At 45.3% G+C, this 23403-nt stretch carries 24 protein-coding genes and 1 pseudogene; 15 read left to right on the top strand and 10 right to left on the bottom strand.

The window, feature by feature from the left end; translation table 11 throughout:
- The first annotated feature begins 238 nt into the window (after positions 1-238).
- The 9 genes and pseudogenes from QUB52_RS02950 to QUB52_RS02905 all read left to right on the top strand — a co-directional run bounded on the left by QUB52_RS02950 (position 239) and on the right by QUB52_RS02905 (position 6347).
- Complete coding sequence (locus tag QUB52_RS02950; RefSeq protein WP_332972385.1) at positions 239-442, top strand: hypothetical protein; 204 nt, start codon at positions 239-241, stop codon at positions 440-442.
- Between the two features lie 15 nt (positions 443-457).
- A pseudogene (locus QUB52_RS02945) lies at positions 458-993 on the top strand (DUF928 domain-containing protein).
- 234 nt (positions 994-1227) lie between these two features.
- Entirely contained in the window at positions 1228-1992 is a 765-nt protein-coding gene (locus tag QUB52_RS02935) for a DUF928 domain-containing protein (protein WP_332965723.1), read from the top strand.
- A gap of 143 nt (positions 1993-2135) precedes the next feature.
- Positions 2136-2870 (top strand): DUF928 domain-containing protein, encoded by a 735-nt coding sequence (locus QUB52_RS02930; protein WP_265235797.1) that lies wholly within the window; start codon positions 2136-2138, stop codon positions 2868-2870.
- A 227-nt stretch (positions 2871-3097) separates the two neighbouring features.
- Positions 3098-3253, top strand: a complete 156-nt coding sequence (locus tag QUB52_RS02925) for a hypothetical protein (RefSeq protein ID WP_265235796.1) — start codon at positions 3098-3100, stop codon at positions 3251-3253.
- The gene (locus QUB52_RS02920; RefSeq protein WP_332972383.1) at positions 3235-3492 is read left to right on the top strand and encodes a DUF928 domain-containing protein; all 258 of its coding nucleotides are present in this window, start codon (positions 3235-3237) and stop codon (positions 3490-3492) included. Before QUB52_RS02925 ends, QUB52_RS02920 begins: the two co-directional genes overlap by 19 nt.
- Positions 3493-3539: 47 nt before the next feature.
- Complete coding sequence (locus QUB52_RS02915) at positions 3540-4337, top strand: HAD family hydrolase (RefSeq protein WP_332972382.1); 798 nt, start codon at positions 3540-3542, stop codon at positions 4335-4337.
- A gap of 546 nt (positions 4338-4883) precedes the next feature.
- Entirely contained in the window at positions 4884-6101 is a 1218-nt protein-coding gene (locus QUB52_RS02910) for a DNA double-strand break repair nuclease NurA (protein ID WP_332972381.1), read from the top strand.
- A gap of 27 nt (positions 6102-6128) precedes the next feature.
- Complete coding sequence (locus QUB52_RS02905; RefSeq protein WP_332972380.1) at positions 6129-6347, top strand: hypothetical protein; 219 nt, start codon at positions 6129-6131, stop codon at positions 6345-6347.
- Between the two features lie 139 nt (positions 6348-6486).
- Here QUB52_RS02905 and QUB52_RS02900 read toward each other — a convergent pair whose 3' ends face one another.
- A complete protein-coding gene (locus QUB52_RS02900; RefSeq protein WP_332972390.1) occupies positions 6487-8532 on the bottom strand; it encodes an ABC transporter ATP-binding protein in 2046 nt (681 codons plus the stop codon).
- Positions 8533-8897: 365 nt separating this feature from the next.
- Positions 8898-10175 (bottom strand): tetratricopeptide repeat protein, encoded by a 1278-nt coding sequence (locus QUB52_RS02895; RefSeq protein ID WP_332972379.1) that lies wholly within the window; start codon positions 10173-10175, stop codon positions 8898-8900.
- Between the two features lie 108 nt (positions 10176-10283).
- Here QUB52_RS02895 and QUB52_RS02890 point away from each other — a divergent pair, with 108 nt between their 5' ends.
- The 4 genes from QUB52_RS02890 to hisC all read left to right on the top strand — a co-directional run bounded on the left by QUB52_RS02890 (position 10284) and on the right by hisC (position 14379).
- Complete coding sequence (locus QUB52_RS02890) at positions 10284-11540, top strand: esterase-like activity of phytase family protein (RefSeq protein ID WP_332976111.1); 1257 nt, start codon at positions 10284-10286, stop codon at positions 11538-11540.
- 196 nt (positions 11541-11736) lie between these two features.
- Positions 11737-12591, top strand: coding sequence for an alpha/beta fold hydrolase (locus QUB52_RS02885; RefSeq protein WP_332972377.1), 855 nt, complete (start codon positions 11737-11739; stop codon positions 12589-12591).
- On the top strand, positions 12588-13301 hold the full coding sequence (locus QUB52_RS02880; protein WP_332972376.1) for a glycerophosphodiester phosphodiesterase: 714 nt from the start codon (positions 12588-12590) through the stop codon (positions 13299-13301). The genes QUB52_RS02885 and QUB52_RS02880 overlap by 4 nt, the downstream gene beginning before the upstream one ends.
- A 31-nt stretch (positions 13302-13332) precedes the next feature.
- Positions 13333-14379: a histidinol-phosphate transaminase gene (gene hisC, locus QUB52_RS02875; RefSeq protein ID WP_332972375.1), complete on the top strand. Its 1047-nt coding sequence runs from the start codon at positions 13333-13335 to the stop codon at positions 14377-14379.
- Between the two features lie 86 nt (positions 14380-14465).
- On the opposite strand, the gene QUB52_RS02870 is transcribed toward hisC, so the two are convergent.
- The 8 genes from QUB52_RS02870 to QUB52_RS02835 all read right to left on the bottom strand — a co-directional run bounded on the left by QUB52_RS02870 (position 14466) and on the right by QUB52_RS02835 (position 20920).
- Positions 14466-14933 (bottom strand): type II toxin-antitoxin system VapC family toxin, encoded by a 468-nt coding sequence (locus tag QUB52_RS02870; RefSeq protein ID WP_332972374.1) that lies wholly within the window; start codon positions 14931-14933, stop codon positions 14466-14468.
- The gene (locus tag QUB52_RS02865; protein WP_332972373.1) at positions 14927-15244 is read right to left on the bottom strand and encodes an antitoxin family protein; all 318 of its coding nucleotides are present in this window, start codon (positions 15242-15244) and stop codon (positions 14927-14929) included. The genes QUB52_RS02870 and QUB52_RS02865 overlap by 7 nt, the downstream gene beginning before the upstream one ends.
- Positions 15245-15410: 166 nt before the next feature.
- The gene (locus tag QUB52_RS02860) at positions 15411-15533 is read right to left on the bottom strand and encodes a hypothetical protein (protein WP_332965708.1); all 123 of its coding nucleotides are present in this window, start codon (positions 15531-15533) and stop codon (positions 15411-15413) included.
- The gene (locus QUB52_RS02855) at positions 15503-16303 is read right to left on the bottom strand and encodes a class I SAM-dependent methyltransferase (protein ID WP_332972372.1); all 801 of its coding nucleotides are present in this window, start codon (positions 16301-16303) and stop codon (positions 15503-15505) included. Before QUB52_RS02855 ends, QUB52_RS02860 begins: the two co-directional genes overlap by 31 nt.
- A gap of 142 nt (positions 16304-16445) precedes the next feature.
- Positions 16446-18086, bottom strand: coding sequence for a 2-isopropylmalate synthase (locus tag QUB52_RS02850; RefSeq protein ID WP_332972371.1), 1641 nt, complete (start codon positions 18084-18086; stop codon positions 16446-16448).
- Positions 18087-18348: 262 nt separating this feature from the next.
- On the bottom strand, positions 18349-18870 hold the full coding sequence (locus QUB52_RS02845; RefSeq protein WP_006633075.1) for a LabA-like NYN domain-containing protein: 522 nt from the start codon (positions 18868-18870) through the stop codon (positions 18349-18351).
- Between the two features lie 330 nt (positions 18871-19200).
- Positions 19201-19848, bottom strand: a complete 648-nt coding sequence (locus tag QUB52_RS02840) for a response regulator transcription factor (protein WP_265235782.1) — start codon at positions 19846-19848, stop codon at positions 19201-19203.
- 646 nt (positions 19849-20494) lie between these two features.
- On the bottom strand, positions 20495-20920 hold the full coding sequence (locus QUB52_RS02835) for a (2Fe-2S) ferredoxin domain-containing protein (RefSeq protein WP_265235780.1): 426 nt from the start codon (positions 20918-20920) through the stop codon (positions 20495-20497).
- A 280-nt stretch (positions 20921-21200) separates the two neighbouring features.
- Between QUB52_RS02835 and groES the strand changes: the two genes are divergently transcribed.
- Both groES and groL read left to right on the top strand, forming a co-directional pair.
- The gene (groES, locus tag QUB52_RS02830; protein WP_194008182.1) at positions 21201-21512 is read left to right on the top strand and encodes a co-chaperone GroES; all 312 of its coding nucleotides are present in this window, start codon (positions 21201-21203) and stop codon (positions 21510-21512) included.
- A 136-nt stretch (positions 21513-21648) separates the two neighbouring features.
- Positions 21649-23289, top strand: a complete 1641-nt coding sequence (groL, locus tag QUB52_RS02825; RefSeq protein WP_265235779.1) for a chaperonin GroEL — start codon at positions 21649-21651, stop codon at positions 23287-23289.
- Positions 23290-23403: the final 114 nt, after the last annotated feature.

Below are 23403 nucleotides of genomic sequence, written 5' to 3'. Positions count from 1 at the left end.
ACCGCTTTGTAACAAAATTTTACAGTTCGCTATCAGCGAATGTGTATGGAATCATAGTCGCGACCTCTACCCCTGGATTGGCCGTCCCCAGAATCCAGTTGCAGATCCAATTAATTAATGTTATTGATATGTCAAGGTTCAACTTCTGTATCTGCGCTCTGAGACTAGCTTCTCAAAAATATTGGTCGCCAGCAGGGAGTGTCTATGTTTGCAATATTATATTGAAAGGTACAAAAAAATGAAACATTTTCTACATGGGGCTACACTTGCGGTAGCCGTATCTGCGATCGCATCTACCGTCCCCAGTTCACTTGCGCTAGTGCCGGCACAATCCCCGCCGATGGTGCTGAGTCAGAATGTTAATTTCCAGCCTCCCGATGTCACAGCCCCCGGACGACAAGCAAGGACATATTGTGGTAGCAATCTTTGTCCGGCGGGTTGATCTATTACTCATTGAATGCCTCTAACTAATATCGGTTTAACCCTCAGAGATTATCCCACATTTTTTGTCTATCTCCCTCAAGCCTCGGCAGAAATAGAGTTGACTTTGCTGACAGAAAACGAGGACAAAGTTGTCTATAAAAAAATATTTAAAGTTGACAAATCGGGTATTGTGGGAATTAGCATTCCGGTTACGGACGACAGCAAGAAATCCTTGGAAGTTGGCAAGCGTTACGTGTGGTCGTTTTCGATGGTTTGCGAACCGGACGATCGATCGGCAGATACAGTTGTGAAAGGGCTCGTGCAGCGCATAGCACCCCAGCCAACTCTCAATAGCGATTTGGCAAATCCCGACCCGATGACGAGGCTCGACGTTTATGCTAAAAATGGGTTTGGTACGAAACTCTCGCTACTTTAGCCCAAATGCGACGACAGACACCGGGGGATGCGAGGCTGATGGCCAAGTGGACGCAATTGTTGCAGTCCCAAGGACTGGAATCAGTGGCAGGTCAACCGCTGGTTTTGGCTTCTTTAAATATCGCTATTTCTTGAACTTTTGTCGGTCTTTTGATGGCGATTTAACAGTTGACAGTTGACAGTTGACAGCGAAGTTTTTAGGCAGGGGATTTAAGCCCCTGTCTAAAAACAATCCACCTCAAGGTGGGGGCTTAAATCCCCTGTGCTTTGGTGAAAAATCAAAACTTGACCAGATCGCGCTAGGAAGGTGAAAACTCCGGGCTAAAAGTAGAGCCGCGATCTATAAAATCTCTATAATTTGGTGAAAAAATGAAACGTTTTCTAAATTTTACTGCATTGGCGATCGCCGTATTGGCGATCGCACTTACTCTCCCCAGTTTGCTGCCACCGATGCAGGCTGTGCCTGCACCAATTCTGCTGAGCCAGAATGTTAATTTTAAACCTCCAGATGTAGAGGCCCCCGACAACAGGCAATCGGCGACGCATCGAGGCGATACTTGTCCGCAGGATTCATCTCCTTGCGTGTGTCCGAAAAATTTATCTATTATTCCTTTAATACCTAAAAGCAATGTTGGTTTAACCCTAGCAGAGTCGCCAACATTCTTGGCTTACGTTTCTCACCCTTTTACTCAAGTTGAGTTTACTTTACAAGCTGAAGATGGAAAAGGAACCGACGTTTACAAAACTACTTTCAAAGTTGACAAACCAGGGATAGTTGAGGTCAGTATTCCTAACCAAGATGAGCGCCAAAAAGCTCTTGAGGTTGAGAAGCGATATCAGTGGTCGTTTTCGGTGGCTTGCAATGAAGATCCGTCGGGGAATTATTTTGTTAAAGCGTTTGTGAAGCGAATTGAGCCGCAGGAAACTCTCAAGAACGATTTGGCAAATGCCGACCCTATGACTAGGGCGATCGCTTATGCTAAAAATGGGATTTGGTACGAGACTCTTGCTACTCTAGCCGAAATGCGGCGACAAGCTCCTGACGATGCGAGTCTGATGGCCGAGTGGAAGCAATTGTTGCAGTCCCAAAAACTAGAATCAGTTGCCGACAAACCGCTAGTTCAGTCTTTTTAAGCCTCCCTATTTGTCAAGGCTTTCTCTTGTCCTTCTTGCTACGATCCGAAGATTGATAAATTAAGCCGATCGCCCGCGCTTGATTCAAACTCCTAGTCAGGAGTACAAATGCCAACCCAACTTTTATTCTATGTGGTGTAAAAATGAAACGTTTTCTACATTTTACTGCACTGGTGATCGCTGTATTTGCGATCGCAGTTACTCTCCCCAGTTTGCTCTCACCGATGCAGGCTGTGCCTGCACCAACTCCCCTGGATCAAAATGTTAATTTCACACCCCCAGATGTCACAGCGCCCGACAATCGGCAAGGGGGGACGCATCGAGGCTGTCAGTTGCGCGAGGGTTTATTCATTACTCCCTTAATACCTGAAAGCAATATTGGCTTAACGCTAACAGAGTCGCCTACATTTTTTGTATATGTTTCTCAACCTGCGGCTCAAGTAGAGTTTGTTTTGCTAAACGAAGATGAATCGGAAGTAGTCTACGAATCTAGTTTAAAAATTGACAAAGCCGGAATTGTGGGAGTTAGCTTTTCTGACAAAGACAAGACCAAAAATATTGAGGTTGGTAAGCGATATGTCTGGTCGTTTGCACTGGCTTGCGATCCTCAGGAAAGATCGGGAGATTATATTATTAAAGGATGGATGCAGCGAATTGAACCATCGGCAAGTCTCAAGAGCGATTTGGCAAATCCCGACCCCAGGGCGAGGCTGATTGCTTATGCTAAAAATGGCATTTGGTACGAGACTCTTGCGACTCTCGCCCAAATGCGCAGCCTCGCACCCGATGATGGGCGGCTGAAGACCGAGTGGACGCAATTGTTGCAGTCCCAAAAACTAGAAGCAATCGCCGATAAACCCCTAGTTCAGTCTTTTTAAGCCTCCCTATTTCTCAAGGCTTAATTTGTTCTTCTTCCTATAAGCTGAAGATTGACAAATTAAGCCGATCGCCCGCTGACATTCAAAATCCTAGGGATTATTAACAGTTGACAGTTGACAGTTGACAGTTGACAGCGAAGTTTTTAGGCTGGGGCTTAAATCCCCAGCCTAAAAACAACCCACCTAAAGTTGGGGGCTTAAATCCCCTGTGCTTTGGTGATCAAAAAATGAAACGTTTTCTCAATGGGGTTGCACTGGCGATCGCACTTACTCTCCCTAATTTCCTGTCACCGATGCAGGCTCAGTCTCCGCCAATTCTACTGAGTGAAAATGTTAATTTTAGACCACCCGATGTCATCGCTCTTTGGAATATTATGTTGTAGGGTTCGTGGAGCGAATTGAACCGCAGGAAACTCTCAAAAAGGATTTGGCAAATCCCGACCCTATGGCTAGGGCGATCGCCTATGCTAAAAATGCGATTTGGTACGACACTCTGACTACTCTAGCCCAAATGCGGCGACAAGCTCCTGACGATCCGATGCTGAAAGCAGAGTGGACGCAATTGTTGCAGTCCCAAAAACTAGAATCAGTTGCGGATCAACCGCTAGTTCAGTCTTTTTAATCGAGACTATTCACCCAAATCCCAAATCCCAAATCTAAAATCGCTTGATGACTAACAACTTTCCCACAATTCTAGCCCTTGATTTTGACGGTGTAATTTGTGACGGACTAATCGAATATTTCCAAACCGCTTGGCGTACCTACTGTCAAATCTGGAAACCAATCGAAACAGTCCCCGATCCAGATTTAGCATTGAGTTTCTACCGAGTGCGGCCCGCCATCGAAACCGGTTGGGAAATGCCCCTGCTGATTCGCGCCCTAGTGACAGGAATTACCGAAAAGCAAATTTTGCTAGATTGGCCGAATATTGTCCCGCATTTATTGACCGAAAATAATTTAAAAGCCCAGTCTGTCGGCGCAATGTTAGACGGACTGCGCGATAATTGGATTGCTGAGGATTTAGCTGGGTGGCTGTCTTTGCACCGCTTTTATCCAGGAGTAGCCGATCGCCTGAAATCATTATTGCAGGAAAGTTCGGTAAAAGTGGCGATCGTCACAACCAAGGAAGGACGTTTTGTGCGAGAACTCTTGCAGCTAGCGGGCGTACAAATGCCGTCGGAGTTGATTTTTGGCAAGGAATACAACAAGCCAAAACACCAAATTTTGCGGGAGTTTTTGGCCACTTCTGGCAAAGATACGACTATTTGGTTTGTGGAAGACCGGTTAAAAACTTTGCTCTCTGTGAAGCAGCAGCCGGATTTATCTCAGGTGAAGTTATTTTTGGCTGATTGGGGTTACAATACTTTGGCAGAACGGCAATCTGTGGCTCAAAATCCACCCGTTCAATTGCTTTCTCTGTCGCAGTTTGCCGGAGATTTTGCCGATTGGCTGCCCGACAAAGATTGATGTTAGACTTGTTTTCAGGTAGTTTTTTTTGCTTGTAAAAAGCAAAAAAAATCCTCAAACTTTTTCATTTTTTTGTTGACTTTCTTACCATTGACATGGTATTATTTAATAATGGGATGGTTGTCAAAATATTATTTTTGCAACCATCCCATTATAAAGTAAATATAACACTAATTTCAGACAAAAGCAAGGAAGCCCCGAAAAAAAAATCGATTTTTTTTGAGATAAAATTTATCGCAGAAATAGAAAAATATCTGCGTTAATCTGCCTTAGATCTGTGGTTGAGCTGGAATCAAAAAATTAGGCAAGAAGTATACATAAACCGATTTTTTGAGTGTCGTAAGTCAGATAAATTGCCAGAAAGAATTGGTTTAAAGCCGGAGCCCCGATCGGGAGAAATTAAAAGAAGACGATTGATTCATCCAATCCTTTTCCTTCCAGGAAGAGGTCGCTGTCAACTGAGGGCGGGCATTCTTGGCATCGCCCCAACTGTCAACTGTCAACTGTCAACTGTCAACTGTCAACTGTCAACTGTCAACTAAACCAATGCTCGATTTAACTAAAGCAGCGAAGGGAATGCAGGGAATGAGCCAACATTTGAATGTGGAGGCTCTGGCGGCTCGCAAACGCTTGGAAGTAGCTCAACGTTTACTGTTGCAGGCGGCTGCGGGACAGGAAAATTTGGTGGAATTGCAAGAAAGTTGGAACGATCGCACTTTATTCAATGCTGCCACGCCGATCGAGCCTTTGTCCGATCGCACTTACATCACCGCACCCCCCGCCGCTCACACAGTCTTCGCCACAGACGGATCGCAAATTTCGCCCAGCCACCACGAAATCGCCTACTGCTACCTGATCAACGTCGGTACAGTCATGCTGCACTACGGCCAAAGTCGCCACCCAGTTTTAGACAGCGTGCCCGAAGTTTTCTACAAACCCGAAGACTTGTATGCTTCGCGCCAGTGGGGCATTAGAACCGAAGAGTGGATGGGATACCGACGCGCCGTTTCCGAAGCCATTGCCCTCGCAGAAATGGGCTGCAATTGGGCAAAATTTAACGACAATCAACTGCCAGCGCCAACTTTGGCAATGGTAGATGGTTCCCTGATTTATTGGTTTTTGGAACAGTTACCTAGCGAAGCGCGCGATCGAATTTTGCCGCCAATTTTAGAAGCGTGGGACAAATTGCGCTTAGTAAAAATTCCCTTATTAGGATACTTAAGCGCCTCTCGCAGCAGCGAAAGCTTATCTTTTTTGCGATTTCAAGCTTGCACCCACGAAGTACCAGACTGCATGACAAACTGCCCCAACGTCGGATTTTCCGCCACCAGTGCTTTTGACGAAAAAGCACCTTGTCAAGAATTTGAACCCTTGCGAGATGCCATCTTGTGGGCAACAATTTTGTCCCCCGGACAAAGAAGCCCATTATGGAAATCCCACTCTCGAATTTTAGATTTATACGGCCTTAATCCCATCTATTTTTGTTACGTTCATGTTGGCACAGAAATTGCTAGAATAGAAGTGCCGGAATGGGTAGCACAAGATCGCGCACAGCTAGATTTAGCATTAGGAATGATGCTGGCTCAAGTACACAAAGGCGGTGGCTATCCGGTGACGCTAGCAGAAGCCCACAACCAAGCAGTTGTCACCGGAGGCGATCGAAGTAGCTTTTTCGCTTTGTTAGAGCAGCAAATGATTAAAGCCGGCTTGAAAAATGTCGGCATTTCTAATAAGGAAACCCGGAAGCGTGGCAGTATTGCTTGAATTAAACATCAGAGTAAAAAATGTTATATGCCAATAGAATTAATTATCTTAATTGCTTCCTTACTTGTATCTTGGCTGGTATTCAATTGGGCTTTTAAAGTATTGAAAGCCAGCGTGGGTACAGCGATTGCTCTAGCAGCAATTGTGCTGGCGATGCAGTTATTGTTTGGCATCGGGCCAAATCAGCTTTTCCAACATATAACTCACCTGCCCGAAACTCTGTCGAAAATCATTTTTGGCAAGTGATCCGATTTTAGATTTTAGATTTCAACTTTCAGATTTGTTCTCTCATCTAAAATCTAAAACCGCAAATTTGCCAAGTTTAGGAAAAATATTCCTTCTGTCAACTGTCAACTGTCAACTGTCAACTGTCAACTGTCAACTGTCAACTTCCCAGCATTTGCAGCTTGTACAAACTGGCATACAAACCTTCTTGCTGCAACAATTCTTCGTGGCTGCCAGACTCTACTAACTGCCCGCGTTTGAGTACCAAAATGCGATCGACATTTCGGATGGTCGAGAGCCTGTGGGCAATGATTATAGCCGTTCTGTCCACCATTAAACGCTCCAGAGCCTCTTGAATCAAAGCTTCCGTCCCTACATCCAAACTAGCAGTTGCCTCGTCTAGAACTAAAATACTGGGGTTGCGAATGGCGGCGCGCGCAAACGCTAACAATTGCTTTTGTCCCCCGGAAAGATTGGTTCCCCGTTCCCGCAATTGCGTATCATAACCTTGGGGCAACTCTTCAATTAAACGAGCAACATTCGTCTTTTCTGCTGCGGCTTGAATTTCCTCCATCGAGTAACTTTCGCCCAGGCTAATATTGCTCTTCACATCGCCAGCAAATAGAAAGCCATCTTGAATAATCACGCCGACGTGTCTGCGCAATTCTGCTTGAGGCAAATCGCGAATATCCACATGATTAACCAGAATCCGTCCTCGTGTCGGCTCATAAAGGCGGCACAGGAGACGGATGATCGAACTTTTACCCGCACCAGTGGGGCCAACTAATGCTACTTTTTCGCCAGATTTGATGGTAAAATTAAGGTCTTGCAGTACATATTCGTCTTCTTTGTAGGCAAACCACACATTGTCAAATTGGATCTCTCCCGATTCAGATTGCTTTGATTGGGCATGGGAAACTAGGGATTTTTGATTGTTACTTGATAGGCGATATTCAGAAGTTACAGGAGTTTGATTATTCTCTACCAATTCTTCCTCATTTGAAGATAAATTATAGGCAAGTGCCTCTGGATGACCTGCCATCAGCAACGGCGAATAATATTCTCTTCTTCCCTCTTCCTTCTTCCTTCTTTCCTCTTCCCTCTTCCCTCTTCCTTCTTCCTTCTTCCCTCTTCCTTCTTCCTTCTCCCCGCTAGTTGGATCTTTAATTTCGATTGGTTCATTGAGAATATCGCTAATCCGTTCGACGGCGGTAAATCCTGCTTGAATGGCGGTGAATTTCTCCGCAAATTGCCGTAGCGGATCGAAGAGACGTTGAGCAAATAAAATAAATGCAGACAGAGTACCAAAGTTAAGAGTACCTTGCAGAACTTTTTCACCGCCCAGCCACAAAACGGCTCCAATTGCCACTAAAGCAATCCATTCTAATGTCGCAGATACGGCTGAGTCGTAAAAGATAGTTTTATCAACTGCTTTAATGTAGCGTTTGTTGGTGACACTAAATAATTCGGAGTTGAATCTTTCGCGGCGGAATAGCTGCACTACGCCAATACCAGTCAGGTTTTCTTGCAGTTGGGCGTTAAGATCGGAAAGTTCTTCTCTGGTAGTATAATTGGCGATGCGATATTGATACTGGAAATAAATTATGAGGGCGGTAATTGGTATCATCATCAGCACTAACATTAAAGCCAATTGCCACTGCATGGTAAACATGAAAATGGCAATCACTAAAATTGAAAATAAATCGCTAACAATCCCAATCGCCCCGCTTGAAAATACTTCCCCCAATGCTTCGACATCGCTAGTGAGGCGAGTCATCAATTTACCGACAGGAGTGCGATCGAAAAATCTCACTGCTAGCGATGTGACGTGGGCGAACAAATCATTTCTAATGTCAGTAGTAATAATTTGCCCTACTTTCGTGACTAAATATCCTTGGACTGATTGCAGTGCTAATCTAAATGTTATGGTTAGCATCAGCAAAACTGCTAAAATGTTTAATGCAGCAGATAAAGGCAATCCTCGCAAGAATTGATATGTAGGTTCCGCTCGAATTACCGAAATTGCCTGTCCGATCAGAATCGGTTGAATTGCTCCTGAGACTGCTAGCGGTACTAATAGTGCGATCGAAATAATCAGCAAGCGTTTGCTGCGGGTTGCGTAAGATGCCAACCTCATGAATAACCGCCAGTCTGTTTCGCGACGGGGTTCGTTTTCGGTGTCTGCTACGGGTGAGGAAATGGTCATCGATCGCAAAAATGGTACAATACATCCAAATAGTAATTGTAACAAATAGAATCAGTTAAGTTAGGCGATCGCCCTCAGCAAAGATAAAATCCTATTTGCTCTCTGCAAGCCTCAGTGCTAAGCTAGCTGCGAATCTTTATCAAGAATTACGACATTTTATAATGTTTCTGGTGCGAATTGCGCACCTTAATTAATATTTTCTAGGGTGCGAAATCCACACCTTGGATTGAATTGTTTGTGGGCTCGACCAAACATCGGAAGGGCGGTTTTTGTATTAAGATTGTTTGCCAAATGTTAATATTTGGTGCTAAGTCCGCCCCTACAAACATTGAATATATAAGAACTAATCAAGCCGGATCTGATAACTACGAAGTCCTTTGCAATTGCTTGTTAACCTTAATAATCTTTTTGTCAAAATACTCTTTTCGGTGTCCCAATCTTTGAGCCACTTCCAACCCTTTTTGATAAGCTTCCAAAGCTTTATCGTAAGCCTTCATCTCCTGATAAACTTGACCGAGATTGTCGTAAGCACTCATCAATCCGTACCAATTATAAGCGCGTTCTTCCAGCAGCAACTGCATTTGATAGATCCGCACAGTCGGTTCCCACTGTTTTTGTGATCGATAAAGCAATGCTAATTTATCCAAAGCTTCGCTAGCCTGGGCATACTGTTGAATAGGGACGGCTAAATTGTACGCTTCCTGATAGTATTGAGCTGCTAAGTTGATTTGACCTATAGTTTGGTAATCGTTGGCGATCGCAATTTTGAGCGGTGGTATAGCAGTCGGGTTTTGCAGGTTAAGATACACAGATGCTAGTTTTTCCCTAGCTGCGATCGCCTTTAGGGGTTGTTTCGACTGCTGGTAAGCGTAGGCTAACTGTTTCAGAGTATCCACCTCAGTAGGAGGAGTTACAGGCTGTGGCGGCGCACCGTTTCCCGCCGTTATAGCAGAATTTGGTACAGCAGCATTAGCCACAAATAAAGCGCGGTTTTCCTGAATTAAAGTTGCCAATTCCTCATACACGGGAGCGGCTTTATCGTAACTCAGCCAATTGATGTGAATAAGTGCGATCGCCTTTAAAATCCGACCCTCAGCCAATATATCTTGATTTTGGCGCGCATTTTCGAGAATTTGTTGGTAAACTTCTACAGTCGGGCCTTTAGCGCGCACCTGCTGAAAAGCCGCAGCCAAAGCCGGGAGCAACTCAGTATTAATTGGTACTTGGGATTTGACTTGTTTGTGAATTGCTTGCAACCGTTTAGTAATAAGCTGTAGTTCAAGGTTTTTACTGCTACTCCAAGCAATACTTCCCACCCGACTCAAAGCAGCAATTTCCGCCGCCGGGCCAAGATACCTACGCAGCCGTAATTCTCGGAACCAAATATCAAAAGCACCAGCCCCATCTCCAGCTTGCAGTTTAGCCGCTGCTTCTAAGTTTAACTGTTCCAAAGCCGCTGTCAGTTCGTCCCGCTGAGTGTTACTCAAAGATTCACTGGCGGGTTTTAGGGGATCGGGGGTGGTAATTTCTAGAGGATTAGGAGAAAATTGATCGAGGCCTGGTGGATTAGTTTGGGCGCTAGCAACAGAACCAGCACACAGCCACAAGAAAAGCAAGCACCCAATTGGTACAGAATTTCTCATTCTCAAAATTTGGTTGCCGCGATTCGGCAGCCCCGCACGAAACATCAAGTTTTGCATATTTACAAAAGGGTATAAATTATGTCACAAAGATGGCACAAAAGCAAACAATTGAACAAGAGCAACAAAATAAAACTTACCGCACTGAGCAATTCTTGGCATTTAAAGGCGTTGGGCGATCCTCTTCGTTGGCGTAGCCCCCGTAGGGGCGGGCTTCGCCAACGCATTTTGCGCTTATTCAGTTTAGCCCTAATTTTGTTAACAGTTTGCACAGCTTGCGCGCCTCCCGCAGTTGCTAAAGACCGCTCTTTTCCCGAAATATCCCTAGACTTTTTGGGCGAGTACCAATTGCCCAAAATCAATTTTGAAGGAGCACCAGTCGGCGGTTTCTCAGGAATCACCTACGACGCAAAAGGTATTAGTGGAGTAACTTCCAAAGCTTATCGTTTTTACGCTCTTTCCGACGACAAAAGCGAAAACGGAGAAGCCAGATTTTACAGTCTCCGACTCGATCTTACATCCAGCGATCCAGCAAATATTCGCCTGAAAAAAGTTGCAGTTGAAGGCGTTACCTCCCTCAAAAAAGCAGACGGTGAAACCTTCCCTTGGGGTTCCATCAATCCCGAAGGCATCGCCCTTTCTCCCCGGAATTCAGTATTTGTTGCCAGCGAAGGCAGCCCTCCTTTTCTAGGAGAATTTGACCTCACTACCGGGAAATTGCGAGGAAATTTGCCGATCCCAAAGCGCTACATTCCCGATCCCAGCGATGAAAAACAACAGCAAGGAGTCCAGGAAAATTTAGGTTTTGAATCTTTAAGTATCGATCCAGAAACCTTTAGTCCGGGCGGTCTCGATCCGTTTCGATTGTTTACAGCGACGGCAGCACCGTTAATTCAAGATTTAGACCCGGAACAGGCAACCAAACTCCGTCTTTTACATTATATCATCGTCGATAAAACACCGCAATTAGTCTCAGAAAATCTTTACAAACTAGACCAAGTTCCGATGACTGTTTTGAACGGATTAACAGAATTGGTAACTATTGGTGGCGGTCAATTTTTGAGTTTAGAGCGTTCTTTTGGACTGTCGGGATACGGTGCTAAAATTTATCAAGTAGCGGTTGGGGCGGCTACAGATACTTCCAGAATCCAGAGTTTTAAGGGGCAAGTGGGAATGGTCGAACCTGTGAGAAAAAAGTTACTGTTAGACTTGAGCGAACTGGGAATTCCGCTGTACAATTTAGAGGGGATGACTCTCGGCCCGCAGTTGCCAGATGGCAGCAAAAGTGTAGTTTTGGTCAGCGATGACAATTTTGAAGAAGCGCAGAAAACTCAGTTTCTTTTGTTTAGCTTAAAAGGGAAGATTTAGGATTTTCAGCCTCAGAAACCCGGTTTCTCGAAATCTTTGGTTTGACAGCGAAGGATCTGGCAAGAAACCGGGTTTCTCACCTCATTTTTTTTGTTGGGGCGGGTTTAGCGATAAATCTCAACAACGAACAAATAATCTCCGTACAAAATCCGCCCTCTTTTTTTGGGGAAAAATATACTAAAAATTACCGCTAATCATGCCTAAACGCCACAGCTTAAAATTGCCAGATATCGAACTTTCTTACCTAGAATGGAAGTCACAAACAGGGACTGAAAAAGTTCCGCGTTTGCTGCTGCTGCACGGTTTAGCGGATAGTGCGGTTGTCTGGAATAGCTTGGGCAATTACTTGTCGAACCGCTATCATATTGTAGCGCCAGATATGCGCGGTCACGGAGAGAGCAGTAAACCGGAAATAGACTATACTTTTACAAGGGCGATCGCAGATTTGGAAGCTTTGATGGTACACCTCAACTGGCCTGATGCCCATATTGTAGGACATTCTTGGACGGGAAAACTAGCACCGATTTGGGCGCGGCAGAATGGCGATCGCTTTTCCAGTATGATTTTAGTAGACCCAATCTTCATCACCAAGCTGCCCGCTGTGATGAAACTCAGTCTACCAATAGTTTACCGAAAATTAGACTGTCTCAAATGTATGGGCCCGTTTGCGACTTTAGCCCAAGCAGAAGCAGCAGCCAAACAATCGGGAGAATACGCGGGTTGGAGTGAAGTGCAGCAAATGATATTCCAACACCAAATCGAACAAAAGTCAGACGGAAGTTGGGGAAGTAAATTTGTGATTCCCGCTAGAAATCAGATATTTGCCGAAGTCATGAAAGTTGCCGGTTTAACTGAAAACATTCAGATTCCAACTTTGTTTGTACAGCCGGAAAAAGGCGTAAATCGCATGGATTGGCAAATGCAACCCTATCAGAGATACTTGAAAAATCTAGTAATTCAAAAAGTACCGGGGAATCACTGGTGTTTTTTGACTCAACCGGATACTTTTAATCAAACTGTGGCAGATTTTTTAGAGGGCGCGAAACAGTGAATTTAGAAATTATCGCACATCGGGGATTTTCGGCGATCGCCCCTGAGAACACTTTAGCAGCATTTGAACAGGCGATCGCCCGTGGAGCCGATTCGATCGAATTTGACATCCAGCTATCCGCCGACAACATACCGATAATTTTTCACGACGCAACACTGGATAGAATCACCGGAGTTTCCGGTAAAGTCAGGGAAACAAACCTGTCACAATTGCAGACACTCAATGCGGGAAAATGGTTTAGCGATGAATTTTCAGCAGAAAAAATCGCTACCCTAAAAGCCGCCTTAGCTATCCTGAAAAATGTTGACAAATTTCTCTACTTTGATGTCAAACCGCACTGCGAATGGTCAGATGCAGAAGTTGCGGATTTTGTCAATACTTTGAATGGTGCAGGAATCAAAGAAAAATGCGTTATTACCTCGTTTAATGATGGATTTTTGGCACAAGTGCGGCGGGTAGATGGCGATTTGGCGATCGGGCAAATCGTTGCTAATCTAGAAGCATACAAAACTCAATTGTCTCAAGCTGTGGTGAATTGCGATAATTTGATTAGCAGCCAGTATCGCGTCTTGCTGGAAAATCCCGCACTGATTGCAGAAACCCGCACTCAAGGAGTTGACATTGTGGCGTGGACAGTGGACGATCCAGCAGATATGCAAAAGTTAATTGATTTGGGTGTAACTCGGATTGTTACTAATTGTTTGATATGATTTTTTTACCGCAGATTAACGCAAATAATAGATGAATTACTTTCGCCAAAGCATCCACGAAATGTCCGGTTACGTGCCGGGGGAACAGCCACCGCTAGACACAAAAATTATTAAATTAAATTCTAATGAAAATCCCTATCCACCTTCTCCAAAAGCCTTAAAAGTGCTTCAGGAAATAGACGGAGAAATGTTGCGGCGCTATCCAGATCCCACTGGTAAAATTTTCCGCATTGCTGCTAGTCAAGTTTTGGGAGTTCCTGACGATTGGATTGCGGTAGGTAATGGCAGCGATGATTTATTAAACTTGATTGTTCGCGCTGTGGGCGAACCCGGAAAACAAATTGTTTGTCCCTCACCTACCTATGTATTGTACCGCACTTTGGCACAAATTCAGGATGTAGAATTTGTCGAAGTTCCCTATCCCGATGACTACAAGTTACCAGTAGATTTGCTAATAGCATCTCAAGGTGCTGTGACATTTGTAGCTTCGCCAAACAGTCCATCGGGAACAGCGATATCTGTGGCAGATTTGGAGAAACTGGCTCAAGAGTTATCGGGCATTCTTGTCATCGATGAAGCTTATGTAGATTTCGCAGAAAATCATGCTTTGGACTTGACAAAGAAGTATAGTAATGTTATAGTTTTGAGGACGCTTTCAAAAGGTTATTCGCTAGCAGGATTGCGGTTAGGTTTTGCTATAGCAAATCCGATGTTGTTAGCTGAGTTAAATAAAATTAAAGACAGTTATAATGTGGATGCTGTAGCCTATGCGGTGGCGGCGGGGGCGATCGCAGATCAAGACCACAAAACAGCCAACGCCGAAAAGATTAAGGCTTCCAGAGTACAACTAGCCGTTACTTTCAAGGAATTAGGCTTTGAAGTTTGGCCATCGCAAACCAACTTTTTGTTAGTCAGGCCGCCCAACGGCGATGCAGAAAGGATTTATCAAACACTGAAAAAACGGGGAATATTGATTAGATACTTCAATCAGCCGCGATTAAAAGACAAATTGCGAATTAGTATAGGTAAGGAAGAACAAAATCAAATATTACTTAAAACCTTGAAAGAAATCCTCTAGATAACCACCCCAGCAATATAGGTTCGTAGTGAGGACTTCAGTCCGCATCTATCGGAGAACTAAAGTCCTCACTACAAACCATTTGATTACGGATAATTATTAGGATTATCAATCGCCAACCCGGTAGAATGAGCAATATTCAGCAACCTGTTATCCGCCGAAACAAAAATTAGTTGAGTTTCTGGCATTGATGCTAAAACAGATTGAACGTACAAACCCGATGCCAATTGTACAGAATCATAGGCGCGTAACGGGTATTGAATAACCAGTTGACCCGCCCTTTCAATCAACGCTGGGTCAACTTCGATTACTCGGTATTGAGTATTAAAGTCATTGCGAAACTTTTCCAACAATAAATCGAGTTCACCAGCAGACAGACTTCCCTCGCGCTGACGGCGCGCAAATGCGCTGTGTACCTCCACCCATGTAAGCTGACTAATAGCTAAATCGTTATTGCTATCCACATCAGCAATTGATTGAATCCAATTACTTCCTATTTCCGGCACATATCGTTTAACCAAAGCGCTGGTATCGAGAAAATAAGCATTTACCACGGGCCGCGATCCTCGATAACTATTTCAGAGACAGGTGTTCCAGGTCTTCCCTTTAGTTTTTCAAACAGTTCGCGCCAATTTTTTTCGCGTCGCGCTAATTCGGCTGGATCGATTTGACTCTGCTTATTTGGCCAACGGATTAACCCGCGTTTATCCATCAGCTTAATCGTTAATTCGCGATCGTTCTTAAGCTGTTCCGCTGAAACTTCCGGCACTATTTTGAGTAGCACAGTTTCCCCATCTTGGAAAGACACAGAACTCAAAGGGCGAAAAACCCCATTTTCGTAGACAGCAGTAATAGTTTCTGGCATAATTAGCCTCTTAATTAAATGCTTAGACTTATTGTACTTCTTTTTATAGTTTTCAGTAGCGTGCGTCAGCTAGGATTATTTTTGCGACAAACCAACAATCTCACAACTGACGCACCGGACAATAAATGGTGCGTCAAAATCATACTTTCGGCGCTGATGCAAGAATCTAAAAACTGACGCACCCTACCACTAAAGCCTTCTTATTCCTTCTTCCTTCTTCCCTCTTCCTTCTTCCTTCTTCCTTCTTCCTTATTTTAACTACTTCGTTGCTACCACAGCCAAATTCCAAGCCAAGCGCTTCATCAAAGGCAACTTCTTCAAAAACCCATCCAACCCTTCCAACCGAGAATATTCTGGTTTCAACCTTTCTTGTTCAAGAATAATCTTCTTCCAATAACGCTCATCATTCGGATGCACTTTTTCGATTAAATAAAAGCGCAAAAAAATCCACAGCGCCGTCAGCCAAAACGTATCATAAGTCGTCTCAGAAAACAAAGACTTGACAAAATTCACAATATTAATATCCAAAGGAGTTTCATCCTCAGTCCGCACCTCAGTAGCCATCCTGCGGTAAACATTAATCACCGGATTGTGCTTCATCGGGTCCCAAAAACAAGCTTTTCCACCCGGTTTTAGCACGCGCTGCATTTCGCGAATTGCCTTTTCTGGTTCCGGTAAATGGTGCAGCAAGTTAGAAGCGTAAACAATATCAAAACAGTTATCCGGGAAATCTAGCGCCATTGCATTGACAGTGCAACCTTCTATGATAACGCCGTTTTTTTCTGCCAATTTCAGGGCTACATCTACCATGCCCTGAGAATAGTCTGCGGCTACACAATGCGCGCCTTTTTTAGCAAAATAAACGCTATTTTCCCCCGCGCCGCAGCCTAAATCTAACAGGCGTTTACCTGTAATATCGCCCATTTGTTTGAGGATAAATCTATTTTCCGGGGCGGTACAAGCTTCAAAGTAATCATTGACTCGAATGCCGTCAATGTCGATGGTAGATGCCCAAGCATCGTGGAATTGTCGCTCTTTTTTTAAAGTTTCTTCTTGCATTTTTTAAGGGTTTGTTATTAATGACATAATTAATTTTAAACCGCAGATGAACGTCGATTAACGCAGATTAATTGATATTTATCTGCTTTCCTCTGGGTTCGTCTGCGGTTTGTTTTAAGCAAGATGGCTGATAATCAATTTATCAGCGCTGTGCTTCTGCAACAACTTCATTTCTGATCTGAGTTGGCTTTTCGGAGAATTTTTCAGTATTAGCTTGCAAGACTTGATACAGGCGATTTAAGGCGCTGATGTATGCTTCTGCGGAGGCTACGATGATGTCGGTATTTGCTGAGTGTCCAGAAAATACTTTGCCTTCATGACGTAAGCGGATTGTTACTTCGCCGATCGCATCTATGCCCGCTGTCACCGATTGTACAGAAAACTCGATCAACTCGTTCGGTACATTTACCACGCGGTTAATGGCCCTGTAAATGGCATCCACGGGGCCAGTGCCGATCGCAGCATCGGTCAATTCTTCCCCCGCCGGATTCCGCACCGTGACGGTTGCTGTCGGGCGAGATTTGTCGCCACAGGAAACCTGCACCAATTCTAACCGGAAAAGTTCCGGCGCTTGGTGGACTTCGTTATTGGCGATCGCCTCCAAATCCCAATCAGTAATCTCTTTTTTCTTGTCCGCCAAATCCTTAAACTTGACAAAAGCCTTATTCAGCTCATCGTCGGCCATTTCAAAACCCAACTCTTTCAAGCGAGTGTGAAATGCGTGGCGGCCGGATAATTTGCCTAATACGATTTGATTTTCCGTTAAGCCGATCGACTCAGCGTCCATAATCTCGTATGTCAGCTTATTTTTCAGCACCCCGTCTTGGTGAATTCCCGACTCGTGGGCGAAAGCATTGGCCCCGACTATCGCCTTATTTGGCTGCACCAACATTCCCGTTAAATTGGAAACCAAGCGGGAAGTTTTGTAAATTTGGCGCGAGTCAATATTTGTCAGCGGTTCGTCAGAATCCGCAGGCCGGCCCAAGAACGGATTAAAATATTGGCGGCGCACGTAAAGCGCCATTACCAACTCTTCCAAAGCCGCATTTCCCGCCCGTTCGCCAATACCATTAATCGTGCATTCTAACTGTCTGGCGCCATTTTTCACAGCTTCCAAAAAGTTAGCAACAGCCAATCCTAAGTCATTGTGACCGTGAACCGAAATAATTGCGCGATCGATATTCGGCACATTTTCCTTAATTCCCCGAATCAAAGCCCCAAACTCACTCGGAGTAGTGTAGCCCACAGTATCGGGAATATTAACAGTAGTTGCACCGGCTGCGATCGCCCGTTCCAGAACTTGATACAAAAACTCCGGTTCCGAACGACAAGCATCTTCCGGCGAAAACTCCACATCATCCACAAAAGACTTAGCGTAGGCCACCATTTCCGGCACAATTTCCAGAATCTCAGCCCGCGTCTTTTTCAGCTTATACTCCAAGTGAATATCAGACGTAGCCAGAAACGTATGAATACGCGAATTTACGGCTGGTTTCAGAGCTTCGGCTGCTGTTTTAATATCCGGCTTTCTCGCCCTTGCCAAACCGCAAATTCTCGGCCCATTTTCCGTACCAACCGATCGGGCTATTTTTTGGACAGCCTCAAAATCTCCCGTGCTGGTGAAAGGAAAACCAGCTTCAATCACATCCACGCCCAATCTTGCTAACTGGCGAGCAATAGTCAGCTTTTCATCCACATTCAGAGATGCACCCGGAGATTGTTCTCCGTCCCGCAAAGTCGTATCGAAAATAATAATCCGGTCTTGACTTGGTTGAGTTTTCATAGCTCTAAAAAAGTGTTCTCCTGATTTTTACTTGTCCGCTGTTCTGGGCAATTAGTACCAGTCACCAGTCTTGTGTTTCGCGCCCATAACGAATAATTAATAATTAACAACCCATAACGCCTGACTGCTGACTGCTGACTGCTGACTGCTGACTGCTGACTGCTGACTGCTGACTAATAACTAATAACTAATGACTAATGAAATCGTACTGCTTCCCTGTCAACTGTCAACTGTCAACTGTCAACCGTCAACTGTCAACTGACTAATAATCCATCTTTTCGATATGTTCCCGAATTTCATTTAGGTCGATATACCTATCAGTAGCATTTCGCAATTCTCTAGCAATCATGCCTTCGGTGGATACCACAGTAATATGAGTATTTTTCGATCGCAGTAGCTCTATAGCCCGCTCAAAATCCCCATCTCCGCTAAACAGCACAACTTGGTCGTACTGATCCACCGTATTAAACATATCAACCACAATCTCGATGTCTAAATTAGCCTTTTGAGAATATCGGCCCGAAGCATCATCGTAATATTCCTTAAGAATCTTAGTGCGAACCGTGTAACCAAGACTAATCAAAGCATCTCGAAATCCCCTTTGATCTTGCGGGTCTTTCAAACCCGTATACCAGAAAGCATTAATCAAGATGACATTCGGCTGCGAAGTTTTGAAATATTCGAGCACCCTGCGTGGATCAAAAAACCAACCGTTCTTTTGTTGAGCGTAGAACATATTGTTCCCGTCCACAAAAATAGAAAGGCGGTTCATTAAGTTTGTCATAGAACTTAGACCTAATAATTGTAGAAAGAAATTAATCTAAATATCACATTTTAGCAATATGGAGCTAACTGAGGCAATAGATTAAACTTCAGAAAACTCTATCCCCTCAGTATTTCATATTTTCGGCTCTACCGCCAGAGGGTTCTTTGAAGGCTGCTTGGATTCCATCGACAGGCCCCGATCAAACCCGACGCCCAGTAACTCCAGGGCGACTGCGGTGTCAAGGTTAATAGGGCTTCCAACTACCGACGTACCGCCCAGCAGGCTGGGATACAGCAGCCCATTGCAGTCGATGAATGCTCCCCTGATCTGATAGCAGAGGGTCTAGGATCAAGCCTTTTTGCTTTCCAGGGCCCAGCGAGCTAACTCTGTCCGGTTGTGCAAACCTGTTTTGCCCAACATATTACTAACGTGGCTCTCTATCGTCCGCTGGCTGACATTCATCACCTCTGCGATCTGGCGGTTTGCCATACCCTGGGCTAGCAACTGTACCACCTTTAACTCCGTGGGAGTCAATTCGACATTGCGGCGCGCCTTAATTTTCGGGCCGCTCTCAATACCTGGATTTGAGTGGCGAATCAAGCGGGATGCTGCTTTCAGAGAAGATTCTACTTGGGCTACCAGTTCTTCCGGTTCAAAAGGCTTGACTATATAAACGTCAGCCCCTGTGCTCAAGCCTTTTACTCGATCGGAACTTTGACCTTTGGCCGACAAGAAAAGAACTGGAATCCAGCTCGTGCGAGGGTCTTCTCTGATGTGTTTGACTAAAGTGTACCCGTCCATTTCCGGCATCATCACATCACAGATGATCAAATCGGGGACTTCTTGTTCGAGTTTTTCTAGAGCGTGTCTGCCGTTTTCTGCTGTAAAGACGTTGTAACCCCGAAATTCTAAGTAATCTTTGACTAGCAAGATCAAGTTTGGGTCGTCGTCAACCAGCATCAGCCGTTTTTGGTCTCCTGAATTATTGTCCTTCATGCTTTTTCCCGCTAAAGTATCCCGCACAATTCCTTGTTTTCACTCCTGTTTTTGCCGTCAGTCCCCTGTCACCCCGGCTGGGGGTGGAGGACTGCGGTGGGGTGAAGGGATGGTGGCGAGGGGAAAGCGGGGCGGGTATTACCGCTTCCCAACCAGTGTTCGATGCCCGTTTGTGAATGTCTTGCGACTGGGAACGGAGCCAAAACCTGTAATGGACGATCGCCCGTCGTCACGATCGGCCTTGATTGATGGAAGACTCCTGCTAGAGAGTCCAAGTTAAATATTTAATCTCGATCGGTTCAATTACAAGTTGATGCCCCGGTTTTAAATGATACTTCTGATATAGAGAAATTTAAGCAGGCTCCCTACTTACGTATTTAACTATTTATAGTGTAGTTTGGCAAACTGCCTGATGTCCGCTACTGAGAAACTTTTGGGTAAACTTTCGCCAGAGGGCGATCGAACTACTTCGATGTACCTCCTAAAAAAAACCAAAGCGAGAAGCAGGACTACCAGACAAAGACAGGAAACTACAGTTGTTCGATCGCGACTCAGGTGCGATCGAACAACGCGCTCACGCTCTCTACTTTACCGCGTTAAAGCTAACACCTTACTTATCATGCTGTGCTTTTTCACAGCGCTATCGTTAAATATTTGCTTTCGCCTCAGCAGGCTCCGGCAAAGGATGAGTTAAAAAAGCGTATTCTTCAACCACCTTTGAGTTTAGGAGATGTTCCTGAATAATTCTCTCGATGACGGGGGGCGTAACATCGCGGTACCACACTCCGTCTGGATACACTACCATAATCGGGCCAGACGAGCACACTCGCAGGCAGTTGGCTTTAGTCCGAAAAATGCAGCTCGGCCGATCGGGATTTGGCTTGTCCAACCCCAATTCTTGCAAGCGTTTTTTTAAGTAATTCCAAGCCACCAGACTGCTTTCTCGATCGCAACACTTGGGTACGGTTTGGTCGGCGCAGATAAAAATATGTCGATCAATTCGATCGATTCCCAGGCTTTTGACACAAGCCCTCAAGCCTTGGCTGCAAGATTCATCCTGATTTTTTGTCATTATATTCATTTGTCAACACTAATTTTTCGGCGATCGAAAGTCATCACCACTCTCCCACTCTCCCACTCTCCCGCTCTCCCTGTCCCCATTTCAGCCCCTTCCACTCATTCTCGGTTCGGGAACCCGTACAGACAGATAAGTTGCGATCGCCCCTAACTAAAGCTAAATTAGCACTCAGGAGTCGAGAGTGCTAATATGTCAGTAGTAAGCAGTCGGCTGTTGCTTTCAGAGCGACTCCGAACGGCTAACTGACTAGGAACTGTAATCTGGAGATTTATTTATGGCAGCAGTATCACTGAGTGTTTCTACCGTTAAACCTTTAGGCGAGCGCGTGTTCGTGAAAGTAAGCGCTAGCGAAGAAAAAACCGCCGGCGGCATCCTTCTGCCCGACACAGCAAAGGAAAAGCCCCAAGTAGGCGAAGTCGCGGCCGTGGGCCCCGGCAAGCGCAATGACGACGGCAAGCGCGTGGAAATGGAAGTCAAAGTCGGCGACAAAGTTCTCTACTCGAAGTACGCAGGCACCGACATCAAACTCGGCACCGACGAATACGTCTTGCTAGCCGAAAAAGACATTCTGGCGATCGTTAACTAATTAATCATTAGTCATCAATCATTAGTCATCAGTCATTAGTTTAAAGCGAACGCCGCCAAACAACTAATGACACAGGACAAATGACTAACATCCACCCCCCAATCCCAAATCTCAAACCCTATCATCCCCAAAAACTATGGCTAAGCGCATCATCTATAACGAAAATGCACGTCGCGCCCTCGAACGCGGTATGGACATTCTCGCCGAAGCAGTAGCAGTAACCCTCGGCCCCAAAGGCCGTAACGTGGTTCTCGAAAAGAAATTTGGCGCTCCTCAAATCGTCAATGACGGTGTTACCATCGCCAAAGAAATCGAACTAGAAGACCATGTAGAAAATACAGGCGTTGCCTTGATCCGTCAAGCAGCCTCCAAAACCAACGACGCAGCAGGCGACGGTACCACAACAGCTACTGTTCTAGCTCACGCAATGGTCAAAGAAGGCCTGCGGAACGTAGCAGCCGGCGCAAATGCGATCGCCCTCAAACGCGGTGTTGACAAAGCAACCGGCTTCTTGGTAGAAAAAATTGCCGAACACGCCAAACAAGTAGTAGATTCCAAATCCATCGCTCAAGTAGGCTCAATCTCTGCTGGTAACGACGATGAAGTCGGCCAAATGATTGCCAACGCAATGGACAAAGTGGGCAAGGAAGGCGTAATTTCCCTGGAAGAAGGGAAGTCTATGACCACCGAACTCGAAATCACCGAAGGGATGCGCTTCGACAAAGGCTACATTTCTCCCTACTTCGTCACCGACACCGAACGGATGGAAGCAGTTCTAGAAGAACCCTTCATCTTGCTGACCGACAAAAAAATCGGTATGGTACAGGATTTAGTACCCGTGCTCGAACAAGTAGCTCGTTCCGGCCGCCCGCTGCTGATCATTGCAGAAGACATTGAGAAAGAAGCTTTAGCTACTCTCGTTGTCAACAAGCTGCGCGGTGTGTTGAACGTGACTGCTGTGAAAGCACCTGGTTTTGGCGATCGACGCAAAGCCATGTTAGAAGATATCGCCGTATTGACCGGCGGTCAACTAATCACCGAAGACGCCGGTTTGAAACTGGAAAATACCAAGCTCGAAATGATCGGCAAAGCTCGCCGCGTCACCATCACCAAAGACAGCACCACAATTGTTGCCGAAGGTAACGAAGTCGCCGTCAAGTCGCGTTGCGAACAAATTCGTCGTCAAATGGACGAAACCGAATCTTCCTACGACAAAGAAAAGCTGCAAGAACGTTTGGCCAAATTGGCTGGCGGCGTCGCAGTCATCAAAGTCGGCGCAGCTACCGAAACCGAAATGAAGGATCGCAAATTGCGTCTTGAAGATGCAATCAACGCCACCAAAGCTGCTGTCGAAGAAGGCATCGTCCCCGGCGGCGGTACAACTTTGGCTCACCTAACTCCTCAATTGGAAGAGTGGGCGAACGCCAATCTGAAGGGCGAAGAATTGACCGGTGCTTTGATTGTGGCACGGGCTCTGGCTGCTCCTCTGAAGCGCATTGCTGAAAACGCTGGTTTGAATGGCGCTGTCATTGCTGAGCGCGTCAAAGAAAAGCCGTTCAACGTCGGTTTCAACGCAGCGACAAATGAGTTTGTCGATATGTTTGAAGCTGGTATCGTTGACCCAGCTAAGGTAACTCGTTCTGCTCTGCAAAATGCTGCATCTATTGCCGGCATGGTGTTGACAACCGAGTGCATCGTTGTTGACAAGCCCGAACCCAAAGAAGGCGCTGCTTCTGGCGGCGGCGGCGGCATGGGCGGCGGCGACTTCGATTATTAATCATCTGTAGACTAGGTGAGGGTGCAAGCCCCTACCTAATCATCTCTAAATTAGGTGAGGGCGCAAGCCCCCACCTAATTTAATTGATTTTGTACGTTGATTAATAAATCAAGT

The sequence above is a fragment of the Microcoleus sp. A6-C6 genome (genome assembly GCF_036705955.1).
In the GTDB taxonomy this organism is placed as follows: Bacteria; Cyanobacteriota; Cyanobacteriia; order Cyanobacteriales; family Microcoleaceae; genus Microcoleus.
Note: the sequence above shows the minus strand (reverse complement) of the source record. Positions and strands in the feature narration are given on the sequence as shown.